Source organism: Achromobacter maghribensis (assembly GCF_057334215.1).
The window spans coordinates 254,704-277,512 of sequence record NZ_JBHFII010000047.1; the positions used below are offsets into that span (position 1 = coordinate 254,704).

General features: G+C 64.5%; 22 protein-coding genes. 5 read left to right on the forward strand and 17 right to left on the reverse strand.

Annotated features, from left to right (window positions below):
• Positions 1–85 precede the first annotated feature (85 nt).
• The 8 genes from fabF to ACE039_RS21165 form a co-directional block, all read right to left on the reverse strand.
• Complete coding sequence (fabF, locus tag ACE039_RS21130) at positions 86–1,315, reverse strand: beta-ketoacyl-ACP synthase II (protein WP_313459053.1); 1,230 nt, start codon at positions 1,313–1,315, stop codon at positions 86–88.
• Positions 1,316–1,500: 185 nt separating this feature from the next.
• Positions 1,501–1,740 carry an acyl carrier protein gene (acpP, locus tag ACE039_RS21135; protein ID WP_003813816.1) on the reverse strand — a complete coding sequence of 80 codons (240 nt, stop codon included), beginning with the start codon at positions 1,738–1,740 and terminating at the stop codon, positions 1,501–1,503.
• Positions 1,741–1,954: 214 nt separating this feature from the next.
• Complete coding sequence (gene fabG / locus ACE039_RS21140) at positions 1,955–2,704, reverse strand: 3-oxoacyl-ACP reductase FabG (protein ID WP_006223826.1); 750 nt, start codon at positions 2,702–2,704, stop codon at positions 1,955–1,957.
• 4 nt (positions 2,705–2,708) lie between these two features.
• Positions 2,709–3,644 (reverse strand): ACP S-malonyltransferase, encoded by a 936-nt coding sequence (fabD, locus tag ACE039_RS21145; RefSeq protein WP_448712077.1) that lies wholly within the window; start codon positions 3,642–3,644, stop codon positions 2,709–2,711.
• 92 nt (positions 3,645–3,736) lie between these two features.
• Complete coding sequence (locus ACE039_RS21150; protein WP_105555103.1) at positions 3,737–4,723, reverse strand: beta-ketoacyl-ACP synthase III; 987 nt, start codon at positions 4,721–4,723, stop codon at positions 3,737–3,739.
• Positions 4,723–5,790 (reverse strand): phosphate acyltransferase PlsX, encoded by a 1,068-nt coding sequence (plsX, locus tag ACE039_RS21155; RefSeq protein ID WP_416023904.1) that lies wholly within the window; start codon positions 5,788–5,790, stop codon positions 4,723–4,725. Before plsX ends, ACE039_RS21150 begins: the two co-directional genes overlap by 1 nt.
• A 59-nt stretch (positions 5,791–5,849) precedes the next feature.
• A complete protein-coding gene (gene rpmF / locus ACE039_RS21160) occupies positions 5,850–6,032 on the reverse strand; it encodes a 50S ribosomal protein L32 (RefSeq protein ID WP_006218037.1) in 183 nt (60 codons plus the stop codon).
• A gap of 52 nt (positions 6,033–6,084) precedes the next feature.
• Positions 6,085–6,681 carry a YceD family protein gene (locus tag ACE039_RS21165; RefSeq protein ID WP_313459044.1) on the reverse strand — a complete coding sequence of 199 codons (597 nt, stop codon included), beginning with the start codon at positions 6,679–6,681 and terminating at the stop codon, positions 6,085–6,087.
• Between the two features lie 178 nt (positions 6,682–6,859).
• On the opposite strand from ACE039_RS21165, the gene ACE039_RS21170 reads away from it, so the two are divergent.
• Genes ACE039_RS21170 through ACE039_RS21180 form a run of 3 tightly spaced genes read left to right on the forward strand, consistent with a single transcriptional unit; the run spans position 6,860 to position 8,960 of the window.
• Positions 6,860–7,462 (forward strand): Maf-like protein, encoded by a 603-nt coding sequence (locus tag ACE039_RS21170; protein WP_105555106.1) that lies wholly within the window; start codon positions 6,860–6,862, stop codon positions 7,460–7,462.
• Complete coding sequence (locus ACE039_RS21175; RefSeq protein ID WP_485823254.1) at positions 7,459–8,169, forward strand: SAM-dependent methyltransferase; 711 nt, start codon at positions 7,459–7,461, stop codon at positions 8,167–8,169. Before ACE039_RS21170 ends, ACE039_RS21175 begins: the two co-directional genes overlap by 4 nt.
• A gap of 5 nt (positions 8,170–8,174) precedes the next feature.
• Positions 8,175–8,960: an N-acetylmuramoyl-L-alanine amidase gene (locus tag ACE039_RS21180; RefSeq protein WP_485823255.1), complete on the forward strand. Its 786-nt coding sequence runs from the start codon at positions 8,175–8,177 to the stop codon at positions 8,958–8,960.
• Between the two features lie 66 nt (positions 8,961–9,026).
• Here the strand turns inward: ACE039_RS21180 and msrQ are convergent, their stop codons facing one another.
• The 4 genes from msrQ to ACE039_RS21200 all read right to left on the reverse strand — a co-directional run bounded on the left by msrQ (position 9,027) and on the right by ACE039_RS21200 (position 12,436).
• Positions 9,027–9,677 (reverse strand): protein-methionine-sulfoxide reductase heme-binding subunit MsrQ, encoded by a 651-nt coding sequence (msrQ, locus tag ACE039_RS21185; RefSeq protein WP_310032941.1) that lies wholly within the window; start codon positions 9,675–9,677, stop codon positions 9,027–9,029.
• A 9-nt stretch (positions 9,678–9,686) separates the two neighbouring features.
• Positions 9,687–10,649, reverse strand: a complete 963-nt coding sequence (msrP, locus tag ACE039_RS21190) for a protein-methionine-sulfoxide reductase catalytic subunit MsrP (RefSeq protein WP_485823256.1) — start codon at positions 10,647–10,649, stop codon at positions 9,687–9,689.
• A gap of 156 nt (positions 10,650–10,805) precedes the next feature.
• The gene (locus tag ACE039_RS21195; protein WP_485823257.1) at positions 10,806–11,471 is read right to left on the reverse strand and encodes an HAD family hydrolase; all 666 of its coding nucleotides are present in this window, start codon (positions 11,469–11,471) and stop codon (positions 10,806–10,808) included.
• A gap of 2 nt (positions 11,472–11,473) precedes the next feature.
• Positions 11,474–12,436, reverse strand: coding sequence for an RluA family pseudouridine synthase (locus tag ACE039_RS21200; RefSeq protein WP_199196710.1), 963 nt, complete (start codon positions 12,434–12,436; stop codon positions 11,474–11,476).
• A 525-nt stretch (positions 12,437–12,961) separates the two neighbouring features.
• Here ACE039_RS21200 and ACE039_RS21205 point away from each other — a divergent pair.
• A complete protein-coding gene (locus ACE039_RS21205) occupies positions 12,962–16,126 on the forward strand; it encodes an Rne/Rng family ribonuclease (protein WP_485823258.1) in 3,165 nt (1,054 codons plus the stop codon).
• Between the two features lie 147 nt (positions 16,127–16,273).
• On the opposite strand, the gene ACE039_RS21210 is transcribed toward ACE039_RS21205, so the two are convergent.
• The 5 genes from ACE039_RS21210 to argE form a co-directional block, all read right to left on the reverse strand.
• Entirely contained in the window at positions 16,274–16,822 is a 549-nt protein-coding gene (locus ACE039_RS21210; protein ID WP_105555114.1) for an acyloxyacyl hydrolase, read from the reverse strand.
• 259 nt (positions 16,823–17,081) lie between these two features.
• Positions 17,082–17,957 (reverse strand): acetyl-CoA carboxylase, carboxyltransferase subunit beta, encoded by an 876-nt coding sequence (gene accD, locus ACE039_RS21215; protein WP_485821137.1) that lies wholly within the window; start codon positions 17,955–17,957, stop codon positions 17,082–17,084.
• A gap of 35 nt (positions 17,958–17,992) precedes the next feature.
• Positions 17,993–18,856, reverse strand: coding sequence for a tryptophan synthase subunit alpha (trpA, locus tag ACE039_RS21220; protein WP_105555116.1), 864 nt, complete (start codon positions 18,854–18,856; stop codon positions 17,993–17,995).
• A gap of 3 nt (positions 18,857–18,859) precedes the next feature.
• Entirely contained in the window at positions 18,860–20,059 is a 1,200-nt protein-coding gene (trpB, locus tag ACE039_RS21225) for a tryptophan synthase subunit beta (RefSeq protein WP_105555557.1), read from the reverse strand.
• A gap of 128 nt (positions 20,060–20,187) precedes the next feature.
• Positions 20,188–21,339, reverse strand: a complete 1,152-nt coding sequence (argE, locus tag ACE039_RS21230) for an acetylornithine deacetylase (RefSeq protein ID WP_105555117.1) — start codon at positions 21,337–21,339, stop codon at positions 20,188–20,190.
• A gap of 133 nt (positions 21,340–21,472) precedes the next feature.
• Here argE and ACE039_RS21235 point away from each other — a divergent pair, with 133 nt between their 5' ends.
• The gene (locus ACE039_RS21235; RefSeq protein ID WP_105555118.1) at positions 21,473–22,786 is read left to right on the forward strand and encodes an MFS transporter; all 1,314 of its coding nucleotides are present in this window, start codon (positions 21,473–21,475) and stop codon (positions 22,784–22,786) included.
• Positions 22,787–22,809: the final 23 nt, after the last annotated feature.

Here is a 22,809-nt window from a genome sequence, read left to right on the forward strand (position 1 = left end):
CGCCAGGCCGCCAAGCGCGCGGACGCCGGGCGGCTGCCCGGCAGGCACCTGAAACGACCAGCGCCCTGCGTCCGAGCCTTCCAAATCAGACCCGGCGAACGGCCATGGAGCCGTTGGTGCCGCCGAAGCCGAATGAATTGGACAGGCCGATCTCGATCTTCATCTGCCGCGCTTCGTTCGCGCAGTAATCCAGATCGCATTCCGGATCTTGATTGAAGATGTTGATCGTGGGAGGCGACACCTGGTTGTACACGGCCAGCGTGGTGAACACCGCCTCGATGCCGCCCGCTGCGCCGAGCAAGTGCCCGGTCATGGACTTGGTCGAGTTGACCACCAGCTTCTTGGCGTGATCGCCGAACGCCAGCTTCAGCGCATCGGTTTCGTTCTTGTCGCCAAGCGGCGTGGACGTACCGTGGGCGTTGACATACTGGATGTCATCCGCATTCAGGCCACCGTTGCGCAGCGCGTTGAGCACGCCGCGGCGCGGGCCGTCCTTGTCCGGAGCCGTGATGTGGTGCGCGTCCGAGCTCATGCCATAGCCCGCGAGCTCGCCATAGATGCGCGCGCCGCGCTTCTTGGCATGCTCGTACTCTTCCAGCACGAGAACGCCAGCGCCCTCGCCCAGCACGAAGCCGTCGCGGTCGCGGTCCCAGGGGCGCGAGGCCGTCTGAGGATCATCGTTACGGGTCGACAGCGCGCGCATCGCGGCAAAACCGCCGATGCCCAGCGGGGACACGGTCGATTCGGCGCCGCCCGCCACCATGACGTCCGCATCGCCATATTCGATCAGGCGCGCAGCGTCGCCGATGCAATGCAGGCCGGTGGTGCAGGCCGAGACGACGGCGTAGCTCGGACCCTTCATGCCGTAGACAATGGACAAATGACCGGAGATCAGGTTGATCAGCGAACCCGGCACGAAGAACGGCGAGATCCGTCGCGGACCCTTGGCCAGGTACTCGACCTGGGTTTCTTCGATGCGCGGCAAACCGCCGATACCGGAGCCCACGATCACGCCGATGCGCTCGGCATTGGCTTCGGTGACTTCCAGGCCGCAATCGCGCCATGCCTGCATCCCGGCAGCCAGGCCGTAATGGATGAATGTATCCATCTGGCGGGCTTCTTTGGACGAGACATAGGTGCTGATGTCGAAGTCTTTGACTTCGCCAGCAATGTGCGTGGTGATGGCCGAGGGATCGAAACGGGTGATGCGGCTGATGCCAGAACGTCCGTTGACGATATTGTCCCAAGCGGTGGTCAGGTCGTTCCCTACGGGAGAAACGATACCAAGGCCGGTGATGACGACACGTCGCTTCACGGATGACTCCTCAAACAGACAAAAGAAAGGCGGCTTTCGGGATGCGCTGCACGTGTGGCCCACGCGAAAGCGGGTCGGGCATGACTACGCCCTTCCCGCATGTGGACCACACGGCAAATTCCTGAAACCGCCCCGTTTCCCGGTTGAACCCGAAAGTCGGGCAACCGGAAGGATATAGGCTGAGCTTACTGCTTACCGTGCGAATTGATGTAGTCAATCGCTTGTTGCACGGTCGTGATCTTTTCGGCCTCTTCGTCGGGGATCTCGGTCTCGAATTCGTCTTCGAGCGCCATGACCAGTTCGACCATGTCGAGCGAATCGGCACCGAGGTCGTCAAGGAAGGAGGATTCGTTCTTGATCTCGGCTTCGTTCACGCCAAGTTGTTCAGCGACGATCTTCTTGACGCGCTGTTCGATGCTTTCCATGCAGATCTCCAATTGGGAAAAATCCCGCGAATTATAGCCAAGCGTAGAGGAAAGCAACGCCTGGCCGTGACAAAAATAACACCGCGCACTTTTTCTGTCGCCCTGAAGGGCGCAGGAATACCGGTGTGCGGCGTTTCCGGATGAACTGCGCGCGGCCTCGCCGGTTGCCCGGCGGCGGCAAGGCGGCCTGGGCCGCCCGCGCGCAATTCGTGATTTATTGCATGTACATCCCGCCGTTTACGTGCAGGGTGGTGCCGGTAATGTAACCCGCTTGCGGCCCGGACAAAAAGGCCACCGCATGGGCGATGTCCTCGGGCGAGCCCAAACGGCCCAGCGGAATCTGCTGCAACAGCGCCGTCGTCTGGCTTTCAGCCAGCGCGCGCGTCATATCGGTGTCAATGAAGCCGGGCGCCACGCAGTTCACGGTGATGTTGCGGCTGCCCAACTCACGGGCCAGTGCGCGCGACATACCCGACACGCCCGCCTTGGCGGCGGCGTAGTTGGCCTGACCGGCGTTGCCGCTGGAACCCACCACCGACGTAACGTTGATGATGCGTCCCCAGCGGGCCTTCATCATGCTGCGCAACACGGCGCGCGACAGGCGGAACACGGACGTCAGATTCGTGTCCAGCACCGCCGACCAATCGTCGTCCTTCATGCGCATCGCCAGCGTATCGCGGGTGATGCCGGCATTATTGACGAGGATATGCGGACCGCCGCCTTCCTTGCCCAGCGCGTCGATCAATGCGTCGCAGGCTTCGGCATCGGTCACGTTCAGCACCACGCCACGGCCGCCGGACGGCGCCAGGGCTTCGGTAATGGCGGCCGCGCCCGATTCGGACGTCGCGGTGCCCACGACGGTTGCGCCGCGCGCAGCCAGTTCCTGGGCGATGGCGCGGCCGATGCCACGCGTGGCGCCGGTCACAAGGGCGATCTTGCCCTGCAGTTCGATCGAGTTGTCCATGTGTTTAATTTCCGTTAACGGCGGCCAACGCGGCTTCAAGCGAAGCGGGATCGGTAATGGCCATGCCGGTAAGTTCGGGGTCGATGCGCTTGGTCAGGCCGGCCAGCACTTTGCCGGGGCCGCACTCGATGACGTGGGTGACGCCTTGCGCCTTCATCGCGCGCAGGGTTTCAACCCAGCGCACAGGATGCCATGCCTGACGCACCAGCGCATCCCGGATTGCCCCGGGCTCGGTGGGCGAAGCGACATCGACGTTGTTGATGACCGGGATCTGCGGCGCCAGGACCGTGACGCCCGCCAGCGCGCCGGCCAGCACGTCGGCGGCGGGCTTGAGCAGGCTGGAATGGAACGGCGCGGAGACCGGCAGCAGCAGCGCGCGCTTGGCGCCTGCGGCCTTGGCCAGTTCGCAGGCACGCTCGACGGCGGCCTTGTGCCCCGCGATCACGACCTGCGCGGGCGCGTTGAAATTCACGGCTTCGACGATTTCGCCCTGAGCGGCCTGCGCACAGGCGGCGCGCACGGCGTCGTCGTCCAGGCCCAGGATCGCGGCCATTCCGCCCGTGCCGACCGGCACCGCGGCCTGCATTGCGTCGGCGCGCACACGCACCAGGCGCACGGCGTCTTCCAGAGACAGGGAACCCGCAGCGGTCAACGCGGCGTATTCGCCCAGGCTATGACCGGCCACGACATCCGGCTTGCGGCCGCCGGCAGCGCGCCAGGCGGCATAGAACGCCACGCCGGCAGTCAACATCGCCGGCTGGGTGTTGGTGGTCAGGTTGAGCTGTTCCACCGGACCTTGGGCGATCAGCGCGCCCAGATCCTGGCCCAGGGCTTGCGAAGCCTGCGCCACGGTGTCCGTGACCGCGGCAACGCCCGACCAGGCATCCAGCATGCCGACGGCTTGCGAACCTTGGCCAGGGAAGACAAATGCGATTTTCATGATTGACCGGTTGGATTGATTCAGTGTCTGTGTGGGATGTCAGGCGCGCACTGCGGGCGGCGACGCATGCGCCGCCCTGCCCGGGCACGCTCTTACATGCGGGCGAGTACCGAACCCCAGGTGAATCCGCCGCCCACGCCTTGCATCAGAATGAGCTGGCCCGGCTTGACGCGGCCATCACGGCGTGCGGCGTCCAGTGCCAGCGGCACGCTGGCCGCGGAGGTGTTGGCGTGGCTATCAACGGTAATGACGACTTTTTCGACCGGCACGGCGAGCTTGCGCGCCAGGAAATTCAGGATGCGAACGTTCGCCTGATGCGGGATCAACCAATCGACGTCCGCGACTTCGATGCCGGCTTCCGCGCACGTGTCGCGCGCCGAGCGGTCCAGCACGGTCACGGCCTGCTTGAACACGGCCTGGCCGTCCATGCGCAGGAACGGATCGCCCGTCACGTCGCCATAGGCCACGTTGCCCGCGGCGCTCAGGATCTTCATCTGGCTGCCATCGGCATGCAACTGCGCGGCCATGATGCCGGGCTCGTCGGAGCTCTTGAGCACCACGGCGCCTGCGCCATCGCCGAACAGCACGCACGTGCTGCGGTCGTTCCAGTCCAGGATGCGCGAAAACACTTCCGCACCGATCACCAGCGCACAACGGGCGCGGCCCGCGCGGATGAAGCTGTCGGCGGTGGTCAGGGCGTAGACAAAGCCGCTGCACACGGCCTGCACGTCGAACGCCGCCGATCCCTTGGTGCCCAGATTGGCCTGCACCAGGCATGCCGTGCTGGGAAACACGAAATCGGGCGTGGACGTGGCCACGATGATCAGATCGACTTCGGATGCGTCGACGCCGGCATCCGCCAGCGCGCGGCGCGAAGCCTCGGTGGCAAGCTGGCTGGTCGTGACGCCGCGTTCGGCCAGATGGCGCTGACGGATGCCCGTGCGCTCAACAATCCATTCATCGGACGTGGCGATGTCGCGCGTCGCCAGCTCCGCGGCCAATTCGTCATTCGAAACCACGCGTTCCGGCAAGAAGCTGCCGGTGCCCGCGATTGCGGAATATTTCATTGCGGTATCCATCAAGCGGTGTCCCCAGCGACGTTCCGCGAAGGCGTTGCGACGCCCTCGCCCGATTGAACGCGCTTGGTAATCTGCGCGACCGTCTGAGCGGTGCGCTCCAGCAGTTTACTCACTACGGCTTCGCGAGCTCGTTGCAACGCAAAACCGAAGGCGTAGACATCCGCGGAACCATGGCTCTTGATGACCACACCACGCAAGCCCAGCAACGCGGCGCCGTTATAGCGCCGGTTGTCGACGCGGTTGCGCAGACGATTGAGCACCGGCCTGGCGATGGCGCCGGCCAGCAGGGTGACGATGTTGCGTTTGAACTCTTCGCGAATGATGCTGGACAGCATCTTCGCCAGCCCCTCGACGGACTTGAGCACGACGTTGCCGACGAAACCGTCGCACACGACAACGTCGACCGTACCCTTGAAGATGTCGTTGCCTTCCACGTTGCCGTAGAAATTCAACGGGCTGCCGCGCAGGAGCTCTGCAGCTTCCTTGACGACTTCGTTGCCCTTGATGACTTCTTCGCCGATGTTGAGCAAGCCCACGGAGGGGTTCTCACGATGGTCGACCGCCTGCGACAGCGCGGCGCCCATGATGGCGAATTGCAATAGGTGCTCGGCCGAGCAATCCACGTTCGCACCCAGGTCCAGCACCGTGGTGGCGCGGCCCGTCTGGTTGGGAATGGATGTGGCGATCGCGGGGCGGTCAATGCCGTCCAGCGTCTTGAGCACGTAGCGTGAAATGGCCATCCATGCGCCGGTGTTGCCCGCGGAAACGCAGGCGTCAGCGCGCCCGTCCTTGACGGACTGGGCGGCCAGGCGCATGGAGGAGTCTTTTTTGCGGCGCAAGGCGACCTCGACCGGGTCGTCCATGGTGACGACCTCGGATGCCGCCACGATTTCCATGCGATCGCGCGCCACGCCGCGGTGCTCTGAGAGCGCCGCTTCGATAGCGTCGGGAAGCCCGACCAGCAATAGCCGGGTATCCGGAAATTGCCGGGCGAACTCGATCGCAGCCGGAATCGTGACGGGCAGACCGAAGTCTCCGCCCATACAGTCTATGGCGATGCGTATCACGGGTGCCAGGTATCAGCGCGCAGCCGAATTGGTCCGAGTACGAGTTCGGCCCGGGGGCCTTATTCGTCGGCCTTGGTCTTCAGGACCTTGCGGCCACGGTAAAAGCCGTTGGGGCTGATGTGGTGACGCAGGTGCGTTTCGCCGGTGTTCGGCTCGATGGCGGTCGACGGGGCAACCAGAAAATCGTGCGAACGGTGCATACCGCGCTTGGAGGGGGACTTCTTGTTTTGTTGAACGGCCATGATGACTCCTAGAAACGGGGCGCATTGTACGCGATGCGGCCCGATGTTGATCTCAATCTTTGTGCTTCAGTTGTTCCAGCACCGCAAACGGCGACGGACGCTTGACAGCGGGTTCTTCAGGAACTTCGCTGACTTTGGCCTGCGCGCCCGGGCATACATCATGCTTGGGCACATACGGAACGCTCAGAATGAGCTCATCTTCGACCTGGGCCAGCAGATCGAAATGATGCGAACCGACCACCTTTTCAGGTTGGTTGGACACAAAACCATTTCCTTCTTCGTCTTCATCGTCCTCGTCGGCACGACCATCGGAGTAATCGCCGTTGGTATTGCCATCATCGAGATCGGCTTCGGACTTGACCAGCTGCAAGAGGACTTCGCTATCGACTGGATACACGAACGGCGCATTGCACCGCTGGCACACCAGCACCGGGTTCGCCTGCACGCGAACGTGCAAGAGGGGCCGGCCAAGCAACAGACCAGACTTGCCCACCTCACCGCGCACAGACCACGTCACAAGCCCGGCATCGCCCAGCGGTTGTTCGGGTAACCCTTCAACCGCGCGCGAAAACCGCACAAGAGGTATGGTGCCATGCGCTTCCTTGCCGCTATGGGCAAATGCGAATGCATCGATGCGCTTAATGATCAATCCTTTGCATTCACGGGTCTTTGCGATTGCTCACGCTGATGACGATTAACCAGGCTTGATTACTCAGGCTGATTGCTTACGCTGCTTGCTTACGCTGCTTCGTGCCACCGCATTCGCTGCAAAAATCCCGCAAAACGTTAGATAATACTGCGACTTACGCTTTAACGTCAAATATCGCATGCCTTCCAAGCCTAGCCTGATCCTCGCGTCCAGCTCGCGTTACCGCAAAGAACTGCTGTCGCGCCTGCGCCTGCCCTTTACGGCCATTTCCCCCGATGTAGACGAAACGCCACAGCCGGGTGAAACGCCCGCAGCGCTGGCTCTGCGCCTGTCGGTTGCCAAGGCCATGGCCGTGGCGGACAAGCACCCCGGCAGCCTCGTGATCGGATCGGACCAGGTTGCCACGATCGACGGGCAGCCGATCGGCAAGCCGGGGGATTTTCCGCGCGCCAAAGCCCAATTGCGCGCCCTGTCGGGGCAAATCGTGGAATTCCACAGCGCATTGGCGGTGACGGATGGCAAACGGGTGGAAAAAGCGGACATCATCACGCGATGCCATTTCCGCCAACTGTCGGACCACGCCATCGAGGCCTATTTGCGCGCCGAAGAACCCTACGATACCGCAGGCAGCGCCAAGGCGGAAAGCCTGGGCATCGCCCTGATGGAGAGCATCCAGAGCGACGATCCGACCGCGATTATCGGCCTGCCGCTGATCGAGCTGACGCGCATGCTGACGCGGTTCGGGCTGGATCCGCTGGACGCCCCCGGAGCGCCGGCATGAGCGGCGCGCTGCACCTGATTCCCGTCGGCCTGGGCGAGGCCCCGGCCGAGCGCTGGTTGCCCGCCGACGTCCGCGCGCTGGCCGGACGGCTGGACACCTACATCGCCGAGAACGCCAAGACGGCGCGCGCCTTCCTGAAGCTTATCGGCACCACCCTGCCGCTGCAGGAAATCACCATCCACACCCTGACCGACAAAATCGACGACGGCCAGATCAAGGCATGGCTGGACCCGATCAAGAAAGGCGCGGAAATTGGACTGGTTTCCGAAGCCGGCTGCCCGGCGGTTGCCGATCCGGGCGCCAAGGTGGTGGACGCGGCCCATCGCCTGGGCCTGACCGTCAAGCCCTGGGTTGGCCCTTCTTCGATCCTGCTGGGCCTGATGGCCAGCGGCCTGGATGGGCAGCGATTCGCCTTCCACGGCTATGCCCCCGTGGACCCCGCCGAGCGCGCCAAGCAGCTGCGAGCCTGGGAACAGCATTCGGCCAAGCACAACCAGACCCAGTTGCTGATCGAAACGCCGTATCGCAACGCCGCCATGTTCGCCACCCTGCTGGCCAGCCTGAAAGGCGACACCAAGCTGTGCGTGGCCCGCTCGGTCACGACGGCCGACGAATGGATCGCGACGCACACCGTGGCCGACTGGAAAAAACGGCCCGCGCCCCTGTTGGACAAGCTGCCGACACTGTTCCTGTATCTGGCCCGCTGACCCGTATGCACCGCCTGATCACCCCACTGCTGGCCACGGCAGTCCTGGCCGGCTGCGCCGCGCGCGGCCCCGCCGGACTGGACCTTGACACGTCAATCACCGCCGCCAGCCAGGCCAGCCGCGTCCGCAGCGTCGTCCTGCACTACACGACCGTCGACGATGCCACGTCGATGAAGCTGCTGTCCAAGGGCAAGGTCAGCGCGCACTACCTGATCAACGAGGACGGCCGCGCCTACCGCCTGGTCGACGAAACCCGTGCCGCATGGCACGCCGGCGCCGCCTCGTGGTACGGCAACATCGCCATGAACAGCACCTCCATCGGGGTCGAGATCGTCAACCCCGGCTGGACCGAGGGCGCGGACGGCAAGCCGCTTTGGCACGCCTACAACGACCGCCAGGTGCGCGCATTGACCTTGCTGCTGCGGGACATCATCCAGCGCCACGGCATCGCGCCCGAGAACGTGGTGGGCCACAGCGACATCGCGCCGCAGCGCAAAGTGGATCCCGGCCCGCTATTCCCGTGGCAAACGCTGGCTGCGGCGGGCATCGGCCGCTGGTTCGACGAAACCGGCGCAGCCGCGCATCTGGCGCGCCTGCAGGCCGAAGGCGTGCCCGACGTTGCCTGGTTCCAGAAACAGTTGCAGCGGCTGGGCTACGCCTGTCCGCAGGACGGCACCCTGGACCGCGCCACGATCAATACGCTGGCGGCCTTTCAGATGCACTACCGGCCTGCGCTGCACGATGGCCAACCGGACGCGGAAACCGCCGCCATCATGCTGGCGATGCCTTGAACGGGCCGACGTTAAGCGGCCTCAGCCCCGGCCCAGGCCTTTGACGCCATCCAGCGCCCGCCAGCATCACGCCCGGCGCCGCCACCACGCCACGACCCGCCAGCCAAGCAGCAAAGCCAGCACAGAGGCATACAGGAGCGGTTGCGCCAGATCGTTCTTGCCGGCTTTGTGCCACCAGTAGTGCAGCACCGCCAGCAGGCCGATCGCATAGACGGCGCGGTGCAATTGCTGCCAGCGCTTGCCCAACCGGCGCATGGCCCACTGCGTGGAGGTGGCGGCCAGCGCCGTCATCAGCACAAAGGCGGCAAACCCGACGGTGATGAACGGGCGTTCTCCGATATCTTGCAGCATGGCCGCGGGGTCCAGCCCCCGGTCCCACCAGACCCAGGCCATGAAATGCATGGCCCCGTAGAAGAACGCGAATAGCCCGCACATCCGGCGCACCCGAACCAGCGCCGGTTGCCCGGTCAAGCGGCGCAACGGCGTGATCGCCAGTGTCACCAGCAGGCAGACCAACGTCCAGGTGCCGGACGACCGCGTCAGGAATTCGACCGGATTGGCGGTCAGCCCGTTGTTGAAGCCCAGCCAGATCCAGCGCAGGAACGGCGCCAGACCCAGCAGAAACAGGAAGGGCTTGATCCGCCCCACCGCGCGAGCGGATAGCGGGGGTTTGGGCGGTGAAGCGGCCGCGGCGGGCGGCGAAGTGCCTTCAGGCATCGGTGAACCTCAGTAGTTCGCTTTCAGGTCCATGCCCTGATAAAGCGACGCCACCTGTTCGCCATATCCGTTGAACATCAAGGTCTTGCGCTTCGGGGTGAACAGGCCGTCCTCGCCGATGCGGCGCTCGGTTGCCTGGCTCCAGCGTGGATGCGGGACAGTGGGGTTCACGTTGGCGTAGAAGCCGTATTCCTGCGGCGCCGCCTTGATCCAGGACGATACCGGCAGTTTTTCCACCAGCCGGATCTTGACCAGCGACTTCGCCGATTTGAAGCCATATTTCCACGGCACCGCCAGGCGCAGCGGGGCGCCATTCTGGTTGGGCAGGACCTTGCCGTACACCCCGAACACCAGCATCGCCAGCGGATTCATGGCCTCGTCGATGCGCAAGCCTTCGACGTAGGGCCACTCGAGGATGGCGGCACGCACGCCCGGCATGTTCTCGCGCTGCACCGCCGTCACGAATTCCACATATTTGGCGTTGCCCGTGGGCTCAACCTGTTTCAGCAGTTCGGATACCGAGTAACCCACCCACGGAATCACCATGGACCAGCCCTCGACGCAGCGCAGGCGGTAGACGCGCTCTTCCATCGGCGCCAGCTTGAGCAATTCCTCGATGGTGAAGGTGCGCGGCTTGGCGACCTCGCCTTCGACGCTGACCGTCCATGGGCGCGTCTGCAACTTGCCGGCATTCGCGGCGGGATCGCCCTTATCCACGCCGAACTCGTAGTAGTTGTTGTAGGACGTGACATCGGCCAGCGAGGTCTGCTTGTCCATGACGCTCAACGACGCATTCGGCTTGCCTGTCAGGGGGCCGGCGCCCTGAGCGAAGGCGCTGCGCGCCGCCCAACCCGGCAAGCCGACGGCGGCGGCCGTCAGCCCGGCGCGCAGCATCAGCTCGCGCCGCGAGCGCCAGACGGCCTCGTCGGTGATTTCGGACGGAAGAATATCGGCGGGCTTGCGTATCAGCATCGTGGTCTCCGGTGTGGCGGCCCGTCCCTGACAGGCGCGCCCTGCGCAAGCCATAGACGTTGCGCCATCCCATGATATTCCGCGGCGGCAGCGCCGCGGCCGGGAACTTCCAGATTGACCCACCGCGACGCCGGACGTTCCCGTCCGACCGCAGGGTCAGGCGCCTGCGAAGACCCGCGGCAGGAGCCATTCGCGCACCCGGGGCACGCTGTCCAGCACCGCCTGCGGCGCGCAACCCTGCAGTTCCTTCAAGGTATGGGCGCCATAGGTCACGCCAAGGCCGTGGACGCCGGCGTTCGCCGCCATCTGGAGGTCGTGCGAGGTGTCGCCGATCATCACGACTCGCCCGGGTTCGACGTCCAGCTCCTGCATCAGCTCCTGCAGCATCGCCGGGTGCGGTTTGCTGAAGGTTTCATCGGCGGTGCGGGTGGCGTCGAACAACGGCCCCAGGCCCGTCGCGGCCAGCGCTCGGGTCAGGCCGACCCGGCTCTTGCCCGTCGCGACAGCCAGGCGGACGTTCTGCCCTGCAAGTTCCGCCAGCAATTCGGGGATACCGTCGAAAAGCCGCAGCTCGGGGTCACGCAGCAGGTAATGGGTACGGTAGCGTTCCAGGAAGCGCGGCATCATTGCCTGCGTCAGTTCCGGCACGGCGCGACGCAAGGCGCTTTCAAGGGACAGACCAATCACCCAACTGGCTTCGGATGCCGACGGCACCGCCAGTTCCAGGTCGCGGCAAGCGCCCTGGATGGCCGCCACGATGCTGTGCGTGGAATCCATCAAGGTGCCATCCCAGTCAAAAACGACCAGCGAATACGACGACATAATCAGACCGACTCCAGTTGTTTCAGTAGTTGCCGGCAGGCGGGAGGCAGCTCGGCGGTAAGGGTCATGGGCTCGCCCGTGGCCGGATGCGCCAAGGTGAGCTGGTGCGCGTGCAGGAACATTCGGCCGAAGCCCTTGCGGGCGAATTCGGCCCGAACGTCATCGTGACCGTATTTGTCGTCGCCCACGATGGGGAAGCCGCTGGCGGCCAGGTGCACCCGGATCTGGTGGGTGCGCCCCGTGCGCAACTCGGCATCGACCAGGCTGTAGCCGCCAAAGCGCTGCTTGAGCGTGATGATGGTGTGCGCCGTCTGCCCGTCCGGATCCACCTTGACCCGGCGCTCGCCGGACTGCGTGGTCCATTTGGACAGGCCCAGCTTGATGTGCTGGCGGTCGTTCACCCAATCCCCTTCCACCAGCGCCAGATAGTGCTTATCGCCCTTGCCTTCCCGCAGCATGGCATGCAAGGCCAGCAGCGCGCTGCGCTTCTTGGCCACCATGAGCAGGCCCGAGGTCTCGCGGTCCAGCCGATGCACCAGTTCCAGAAACTTGGCTTCGGGGCGCGCGGCGCGCAGTTGTTCGATGACGCCGAACGACACCCCGCTGCCGCCGTGCACCGCCACGCCGGCGGGCTTGTCCACGACCAGCAGCGCATCGTCTTCGAACACGATAGGGAATTCGGCGCCCGGCACGGGCCGGGGCTTGCCGGGATCCGGCAGCCGCAGCGGCGGAATGCGGACGACGTCGCCGGCCACGATGCGATAGTCGACCGAAATGCGTCCCTTATTCACGCGCACTTCGCCGCCACGGATGGCTTTGTAGATGTGGGTTTTGGGGACGCCCTTGCACAGGCGCATCAGGAAGTTGTCCAGACGCTGGCCAGCATGCTCGGCATCGACCTCCACCATACGGACGGCGGGGGCGGCTTTAGAGGGGGATATGGGGGAGGAAGTTTCTTTGCGCATTGCGGAAAGCGACATATAATCGGGACAGCCTTAAGGGGCTGAACTAGCCGCCTGGCGTAGAGATGCAATTTAAATACGCAACTCCGTCGAGCGCGCGGGCCGCCATTGTACTGCCTGCTTATTCAACCCCTGGGTCTCTTGGTCGCCGGCGCAACCGCGCCCTGCCGGATAGTGGTGTGGCATTCACTTTGCCCGCTGTCCCAGCAGGTCCGTTGCATGCCGCAAGCGGCTCTGAAGCACTGCAAGAATCGTCGCATATTTAAAGCACCAGCTGCGTGTAGGCAACCAATCCGACCGCAACTGCCGTTCACAGCAATTTTTCCGTCAAACCACATTCAGTGAAGCTGACCCTCCTGCTGACAGAACCCCGTGCCCCACGGCACGACGTGCCCGCCTGACCCGCGGCGGATACGCCTGGGCGCCGCCCAGGTACGGTCCGCATTTCTTGCCCGCTTCAGCCGCAGCCCGAGTGACCCGAGGTCACGCGCCGATATCGGCGCGTCATGACAACGGAGAAACCCTCTCATGAAGCGCATGCTGTTCAATGCGACGCATCAGGAAGAATTACGCGTCGCAATCGTTGATGGGCAAAAACTCATCGACCTCGACATCGAGACTGCCGGCCGCGAACAACGCAAAGGCAACATCTACAAAGGTGTCATTACCCGGATCGAACCCGGCCTGGAAGCTTGCTTCGTCAACTACGGTGAAGACCGTCACGGCTTTCTGCCTTTCAAGGAAGTTGCTCGCAGCTTCTTCAAGGAAGGTGTAGATGTCCGTAGCGCCCGCATCCAGGACGCGTTGCGCGAAGGCCAGGAACTGATCGTTCAGGTTGAAAAGGAAGAGCGCGGCAACAAGGGCGCAGCCCTGACCACGTTCATTTCGCTGGCTGGCCGCTACCTGGTCCTGATGCCCAACAACCCCCGTGGCGGTGGCGTTTCGCGCCGTGTCGAGGGCGAAGACCGTCAGGAACTGCGCGACACGATGGAGCAGCTTGAGCTGCCCCAGGGCATGAGCATCATCGCCCGTACCGCCGGCATCGGCCGCAATGTCGAAGAGCTCCAGTGGGACTTGTCCTACCTGTTGCAGCTGTGGACCGCCATCGACGGCGCCGCCCGCGACAACTCCGCGCCGATCCTGATCTACCTGGAATCCAGCCTGGTCATCAGGGCCATCCGCGATTACTTCTCGCCCGAAATCGGCGAGATCCTGATCGATACCGACGAGATCGCCGACCAGGCCACCGCGTTCATGAGCGTGGTGATGCCGGACAACGTCCAGCGCGTCAAGCGCTACCGTGACGACATCCCGCTGTTCTCGCGGTTCCAGATCGAACACCAGATCGAAACGGCGTATTCGCGCACCGTGACGCTGCCCTCCGGCGGCGCCATCGTGATCGACCACACCGAAGCGCTGGTTTCCGTCGACGTGAACTCGGCCCGCTCCACGCGCGGCGCCGACATCGAGGAAACCGCGCTGCGCACGAACTCCGAAGCGGCCGACGAAGTGGCCCGCCAATTGCGCTTGCGCGACTTGGGCGGCCTGATCGTCATCGACTTCATCGACATGGAAGACAGCAAGAACCAGCGCGCCGTTGAACAGCGCCTGCGTGACGCCCTCCATTTCGACCGCGCCCGCGTGCAAATGGGCAAGATCTCGCGCTTCGGCCTGATGGAACTGTCGCGCCAGCGCCTGCGTCCGGCCCTGAACGAAGGCTCGCACATCACTTGCCCGCGTTGCAACGGCACCGGCGTGATCCGCGATGCCGAGTCCAGCGCCCTGCATGTCCTGCGCCTGCTGCAAGAAGAGGCGATGAAGGAAAACACCGCGGCGGTCCACGCCCAGGTGCCGGTCGACGTGGCCACCTACCTTCTGAACGAAAAGCGCGCCGACATCACCAAGATGGAAGCCCGCCTGAAGGTCAACCTGATGCTGATCCCGAACAAGCATCTGGAAACGCCGCACCACCACATCGAGCGCCTGCGTCACGACGATCCGCGCCTGGAAGAACTGAAGACCAGCTTCGAACTGGTTGAAGCCCCGGCCACGGACGCCCCCTGGCAGCCGCGCGAAAGCGAGATCAAGGCCCGTCCGGAAGCGCTGGTCAAGGGCATCACGCCCTCGCAGCCCGCGCCCGTTTCGACGCCTGCAGCACCGGTTGCCGCGCCTGCGGCGCCCGCCGCCGCAGGTGGCTTGGGTGGCCTGTTCAAGCGTTTGGTTGGCTGGCTGACCGGCAATGCCGACACCGCCAAGCCCGCCCCCACCACCCAGGAAGACAGCGCCAAGCGCGCCGCGTCCGGACGTGGCGGCAAGGGCCGCAGCGGCCATGACGGCCAGGAACGCCGTGGCGAACGGCACGGCTCGGACCGCAACCGCAACCGCCGCGGCGAATCGCGTGGCGAAGGCGCTGAAGGCAGCGAAGGCGGCCGCCATCACGTGCGTGGCAACCGTCGCCCTGAAGGCGAACGCGGCGAGCGCCAGGAACGTGGCGATCGCGGCAACCGCAACGAGCCGCGTGGCGAGCAAGTCGCGCAAGCGGCCCTGGCTGCCAACCGCCCCGACCAGGCTGACCAAGCCAATGGCGACGACACCGGCGCTGGCCGCAATCGCCGCCGTGGCCGTGGCCGTAACCGCCGCGAAGAAGGCCAGTCCGATACGCCGATGAGCGAACAGGAAAGCATGGTGGCCGCGCTGGCGCAAACCGTTGCGACCGCCCTGCCCGACACCAAGCCGGCTACGGAAGCGGCACTGGACGCCACCGACGCCGATCAGGGCGCTGATGGCATCCCGACCGCGGAAGGCGCCGAAGGCGCAGCCGATCCGGAACGCAAGCGCCGCCGCCGCCGCAGCCGCCGTGGCCGCCGCAGCCAGGACGAAGCTGGTCTGGCCGGTAGCGACGAGCAACTGGACGACGGTTCGGACGACGACACTGGCGAACAAGCTGAAGGCGTAGCGCCGCAAGCCGCTCCGGCCGCCCCGGTTGCCGCGGCCCAAGCTGCTGAAATTGCGCCGGCCCAGGCCGCTGAAGTTGCCCAGCCCGCCGCCGTCGAAGCCACCCCGGCCCCGGCGCAAGCCGCCGAGACCAAGGTGACCGATCAGGCTATCGAAGCCGTGCCGGCACGTGCCCAGGAAGCGACCCCGGTGGCCGCTGATGTGGCTGCTGATGTGGCTGCTGACGTCGCTGCCCAACCCGCCGCTCAGGTTGAAGCCCAGCCGGTCGAACCCGCGAAGGCCGAACCGGTGCAAGCCGCCGAACCCGCCGTGGCCACCCCCGTGCAAACGGCCGCCACCCAGGTGACGCAACCGATCGCGGTAGAGCCGGCCAGCCAGGTGTCGGCGCCCGTCGCCCCGACGCAAGAGCCCGTCGAAGCCGCGGTTGTGGAACCCGTCGTGACGGCGCCCGCGCCGGTGGTTGAAGCGGCTCCTGCCGCGCCTGCACCGGCCGCCGCTCCGGCACCCTCGCAGCAGCCCATCGTGGTGCCGGCAACGGCACCCACGGCCAAGGCCCAAGCCTTGCACGACGTGGTCAATGCCGCAGGCCTGAAGTGGGTGGAAACCGATCCGGACCGCCACGCCCAGACCCAGTTGCGCATCGCCGCCGCGCATACGCCGACCCGCCTGGGCCGCGAACGCAAGCCGGTTGCGACGGTCTCGAACGAACCGCTGGTTCAAGTCGAAACGCGCTCCTAAGCCGCCCGTGCGACAAAAAAGCCCCCATCGCATGATGGGGGCTTTTTTTTGCCCGCCGACGTCAACGGCGGGCTTCTCGACACCAGAGGTTCCGACAAAAAAAAAGCCCTCGACATCGAGGGCTTTGAACTGTCGGAACGCTTGCGATCAGAACTGGTACGTGTACGTCAGCTGAACCACGTCCAGGCCCGGATTCGGGCGCTTGATGCTGGCGTTGGAAAAGTGCGAATAGCGCACGCCGATACGGTTGTTCGGGGTCAGCAGGAAACCCATGCCGATGTGGTCGCCAAACTGGAAGGCGGTGCTGATGTTCTCGTTGGCGAAGCGCGTGCTGGAGAACACCGTCGCGCCGATACCCGCTTCGAGGTAGAAGCGCTCGCCCGTCCACCAGCGGAACATCGGGATGGCATTCAATTGCCAGACATGGCCCGGCGAACGCGAACCGTCTGCCCACCAGTAGGACGCGCCGATTTCAGGCGTCAGGTCCAGGCGGCCCCAGTTACCACCGAACTGATGCGTCCAGATGGAAGGGGTTTCGTAGTTCAAGGTGATGCGCTGATAGTGGTCGCCAATGCCGTAATGCATGCTGACGCCGCCTTGCGTGCCCTCAGAGGATTGCGCACTGGCCAAGGTAGCTGCTCCGGCAAGAGCCACACCGACAAGGCGCGTAAGCATTTTCTTCTTGATGGACAGCATAGGTAACTCCGTGATTTCTGGTCTAACCGGCAACATAGCAAAATCCGGGCCGCATGGCTTGACGATTGTCGCAATATGGCAACAATTCGCAGTGGAAAACACTGTTCCGAAAAAGACACTCACACTCGATACAAGCACGAGGTCCGCCGTGCAACGATTTCACCTGACAACCCAATGAAAATGCCGTCGAAGGCCAGAGCCCTTGACGGCATTTTTCCCGGTTTGGTAAACGCGTCGAAACGCGCCCGAAAGCAGGGGATCAGGCGGTAACGACGTCTGCCGGCTGGTTGGTCAGCAACGCCAACAGGCGAGCGATTTCCTCGCGCAGTTGACGGCGGTCGATAACCATATCGATGGCACCCTTCTGCAACAGGAACTCGGCACGCTGGAAGCCTTCGGGAAGCTTCTCGCGCACGGTTTGTTCGATCACGCGCGGGCCGGCAAAGCCGATCAACGCCTTGGGTTCAGCGATGACCACGTCGCCCATGAAAGCAAAGCTGGCCGACACGCCGCCCATGGTGGGGTCGGTCAGGACGCTGATGAACGGCAGGCCCGCCGCCGACAGGCGCGTGAGCATGGCGTTGGTCTTGGCCATCTGCATCAACGACAGCAGGCTTTCCTGCATGCGCGCGCCACCAGAGGCAGCCACGCAGATGAACGCGGTCTTGTTGTCCAGGGCCGCCTGGGCGCCGCGCGCAAAGCGCTCGCCCACCACGGACCCCATCGATCCGCCCATGAATTCGAACTCGAACCACGCCAGGGTGGCCGGCACGCCACGGATCGAGCCGCTCATGACCACCATTGCATCGGTTTCACCGGTTTGCTTGACGGCCTCTTGCAGGCGCTCGGGGTACTTGCGGGTGTCCTTGAACTTCAGCGTGTCCACGGAACGCGTGGTCTGGCCGATTTCGACGCGGCCTTCCATGTCCAGCAGCGAATCGATGCGGGCGCGGGCGCCGATGCGCATGTGGTGGTCGCACTTCGGGCACACGTGAAGATTGGCCGCCAAGTCTTCGCTATACAGCACCGATTCGCACGACGGGCATTTCACCCAAAGGCCTTCGGGAACGCGGCGCGCGCCGCTATCGCTGGTTTTATTGATGCGAGGAGGCAGGAGTTTTTCGATCCAGCTCATTGATGTTTCATCCCGTATGAGGTCGCGCCCGCCGTTCAGGCCGACGCGTCTTCTCGTTTTACTTGATCCAGCGCTTGCCGGATGGTGCGCAGCCAACCGCTGGCGGCGGTGACTGCAGCGTCGGTTTTCTGGGCAGCCGGGGCGTCAGCCACCGCCTGCTCCATCGTTTCAATCAGTTTGCTGCCGATGACGACTGCATCGGCCACTCGCGCCACGCGCTGGGCGCTTTCGGCATCGCGGATACCGAATCCGACGCCCACCGGAATGTCGCGCACATGGCGGCGGATGACCGCCACGCGCTCGGCCACGTCGTCGGTGTTCAGCGAGCCCGCGCCCGTGACGCCCTTGAGCGACACGTAGTACACATAGCCGCGCGCGACTTCCGCCACGGCCTGGATGCGAGCCTCGGTGGAGGTGGGAGCCAGCAGGAAGATGGGGGCAATGCCGTGCTCGCCCAAGGTCGCGGCGAACTCGATGACTTCTTCAGGCGGATAGTCCACCACCAGCACGCCGTCCACGCCGGCCTTTTCGGCATTCACGGCAAAAGCGGTCTGGCCCATGCGTTCGATCGGGTTGGCGTAACCCATCAGCACCACGGGGGTGGAGGTGTCGCGCTGGCGGAATTCAGCGACCAATTCCAGCACGCGGGCCAGGCCCACGCCCTGCGCGATGGCGCGGTCGGCGGCGCGTTGAATCACCGGGCCATCGGCCATGGGATCCGAGAACGGCACGCCCAGTTCGATGACGTCGGCACCGGCCTCGACCAAGGCGTGCATCAGGGGAACGGTGGCGGCGGGCGAAGGATCGCCTGCCGCGATGTAGGGGATCAGCGCCGCGGCACGGCCGGATTCGGCGGTGCGCGCAAAGGCGGCAGCGATGCGATCGGTGCGAGTTGTCATTTTTTAGAGTTCGATACCGGCACGTTCGGCGACGGTATGCATGTCTTTGTCGCCACGGCCCGACAAATTAACCAGGATGACCTTGTCGCGCGGCAGCGTGGCGGCCATTTTCGCGGCTTGCGCGATGGCGTGCGAGGACTCAAGCGCCGGCATGATGCCTTCGATGCGGCAGCAGTCGTGGAACGCCTTCAGGGCCTCATCGTCGGTGATTCCGGCGTATTCCGCGCGGCCGGTGTCTTTCAGCCAGGCATGTTCCGGGCCGACGCCGGGGTAGTCCAGGCCGGCGGATACGGAATGGGTTTCCTGGACCTGGCCATCGGCATCCTGCATGACGTAGGTGCGGTTGCCATGCAGCACGCCCACCTGGCCGGCGGCCAGCGATGCGGCGTGCTTGCCGCTGTCCATGCCCTCGCCCGCCGCTTCAACGCCGATAAGGCGCACGTTTTCGTAGGGGATATAGGGATGGAAGATGCCCATGGCGTTGGAGCCGCCGCCCACTGCCGCCACGACGTAGTCGGGCTGGCGGCCGATGGCTTCGGGCATCTGCGTCAGGCATTCGTTGCCGATGACGGTCTGGAAGTCGCGCACCATGCGGGGATAGGGGTCGGGGCCCGCCACCGTGCCGATGATGTAGAAGGTGTTTTCAATGTTGGTGACCCAGTCGCGCATGGCTTCGTTCAGCGCATCTTTCAGGGTGCGCGAACCGGACGTGACCGGGACCACCGTGGCGCCCAGCAGTTTCATGCGGTAGACGTTCGACGCCTGGCGGCGGATATCTTCGCTGCCCATGTAGACCACGCATTCCATGCCGTAGCGGGCTGCCACCGTGGCGGTGGCCACGCCGTGCTGGCCGGCGCCGGTTTCGGCGATGACGCGGGGCTTGCCCATGCGCTTGGCCAACAGGGCCTGACCGATGCAGTTGTTCACCTTGTGCGCGCCGGTGTGGTTCAGGTCTTCGCGCTTGAACCAGATCTGGGCGCCGCCCAGCATTTCAGACCAGCGGCGGGCATGGTAGACCGGGCTGGGCCGGCCCACGAAATGCTTGAGTTCGTAGTTGAACTCTTCCAGGAAGGCCGGGTCGACACGGTAATGGTCATAGGCGGCACGCAGCTCGTCGAGCGCGTGCATCAGCGTTTCTGCCACGAAAACACCGCCATAAGGGCCGAAATGGCCCTTGGCATCCGGAAAGTCGTAAGGTTTCACCAAGCATCTCCCCCGGTATCGCGGCAGGCCACTGCCGGCCGCAAATCCGGTTTGCAACCCGTCATTTTACCTGACCCGGGCGCAGCCGGGGGCGGGAAGCCCCTGCCCCGGCCGCCCCCGCACGGCGCTTAGAGCGATTGGCCCAGGCGGCGCAGGAAGGTCTCGCACGAGGCCATCTGGTCCAGGGCGACATATTCGTCGGGCTTGTGGGCCTGTTCGATATGGCCGGGGCCGCAGACGACGGTGGGAATGCCAATGCCCTGGAACAGGCCGGCTTCGGTGCCGTACGCCACCTTGCGGGTGGTCCGGTCTTCGGTCAACGCGCGCACCAGTTGAGTGATGGCGGCCTCTTCCGAGGCTTCCAGGGCAGGCGCCGCGGCACCGGTTTCGATCTCGATGCTGGCGCCGTCGAATTCGGCTTTCATGCGCGGCAAGAGTTCATCGCGCACGTATTTTTCGACTTCGGCCTGGATCTCGTCGGGCTGCATGCCCGGCAGATTGCGGAATTCGTAGGTGAATTCGCACAATTCGGGAATGGTGTTGACCGCGATGCCGCCACGGATCTGGTTGGTGGTCATCGTGGAGAACGGCACATCGTAGAACTGGTCGTAAGGGCCGTTGGCCTTGAAGCTGTCGGCCAGGTCGCGGATGCGGCAGATCAGCCGGGCGGCGTATTCGATGGCGTTGCAGCCGCGCGGGGTCAGGGACGAGTGCGCAGCCTTGCCGTGCACCTTGCAACGGAAAAGGTTGATGCCCTTGTGGGCCACGACCACCTGCATGCCCGTGGGTTCGCCCACCACGCAGCCTTCGGGGCGAATGCCGCGTTCCAGCAGGTCGGCCAGCATGTACGGGGCGCCGGCGCAGCCGACTTCCTCGTCATAGGAGAACGCCAGATGGATCGGCTTCTTGCGCGGCATGGCCAGGAATTCCGGCACCAGGGCCAGCGAACCGGCGATGAAGCCCTTCATGTCGCAGGCGCCACGCCCATAGAGAAGCCCGTCTTTTTCGACGAGCTTGAACGGATCCGTGCTCCAGTCCTGGCCATCCACCGGCACCACGTCCGTATGGCCGGACAGGACGATACCACCCTGCTGGTTGCCGTCTTGCGCCGGCAAGGTGGCGAACAGGTTGGCCTTGGTGCGCTCGGGGTTGTGCGCCAGCCATGCATCCACGCCCTGGCCCTTGAGCCAATCACGGACGGTTTCGATCAGGGCAAGATTGGAATTGCGGCTGGTGGTATCGAAACCCACCAGCGTTTCCAGCCAGGTGCGCGCGTTCATGTCACTTCTCTTTGGGGGGAAAAGGGACAAGTGTAAAGCCAGGAAGCGCCCGCGTCTTGGACGGCACGGCGGACCGTTCACCGGTTAAGCGCCTAGAATGTCGCCGGATCGATTACGCCCCCAAGGAGAAACCGTGCAGCACAAAGCAGTCCCCACACGCAACATCGTGGCCGCAGTCATAGGCAACGCCCTCGAATGGTATGACTTCCTGGTGTTCGCGTTCATGACGCCGATCATCGCCAAGTTGTTCTTCCCTACAGACCCCAACCTGCCCGGCAGCGAACTGAACGCCATCCTGATGACGACGGCGATCTTCGGCGTGGGCTTTTTCATGCGCCCGGTCGGCGGCATCATCCTGGGCATGTACGGCGACAAGAAGGGCCGTAAGGCCGCGATGGTCATGGTGACGTCGCTGATGGCCGTGTCCATCGCGCTGATCACGGTGGCCCCGACTTACCACGCCGCCGGCATCCTGGCCCCGATCTTCATCCTGATCGCGCGCCTGCTGCAAGGCTTCTCGGCGGGTGGCGAGTTCGGCACGTCGACGGCGCTGTTGATCGAAATGGCTCCCAACGGCAAACGCGGCTTCTACGGGTCGTGGCAAATGGCCGGCCAGATGCTGGCGCTGCTGATCGGCGCGGCCTGCGGCACGTTGATCACCGAGTTCTTCACGCAAGAGCAGATTGCCGCCTGGGCATGGCGCATTCCGTTTGCCTTCGGCCTGGTGATTGTTCCCATCGCGATCTATATCCGCAAGAACATCGACGAAACCGACGTCTTCAAGAAGATGCAGGAAGAAGACCGCCAGGCCGCCGCGCGCGGTGAAGTGCAGCGCCTGAGCCTGGTTCAGATGGTCAAGACCCACACGCGCGAAACGATGATCGGCGTGGGCCTGGTCGTGACCGCGACGGTGTCCATCTACATCACCTTCACGTACCTGGTGACGTATTCCACGCAGATCCTGAAGCTGCCGATGAAGGACACCTTCATGGTGCAGATGGCCGGCGCGGCGCTGATGGTGCTGATGACCCCGTTCATGGGCGCCTGGTCGGACCGCATCGGCCGCCGCCCGCTGGTGATCGGGTCGCTGATCGGCTACCTGATCGTGCTGTACCCGCTGTACTACTGGCTGTCGGACGCGCCGTCGATCGGCCGCCTGCTGACGGTGCAGATCGTGGTGTGCTTCTTCGTGTCGGCCTTCTTTGGCGTCTTCAGCACGGTGATGGCGGAGCTGTTCCCGGCGCGCGTGCGCTCCGTGGGCCTGTCTCTTGCCTATAACGTGGCCGTGATGATCTTCGGCGGCTTCGCGCAATTCATCGTGACGTGGCTGATCAAGACCACCGGTTCGCCGATGGCGCCGGCCTACTACGTGATGTTCGGCGTGGCGCTGGGCCTGATCGCCTCGTTCTTCATGCGCGAACGCGCACACGAGAATCTGGACCACTGAAGCCGGATTCCCCCCGGGCCACC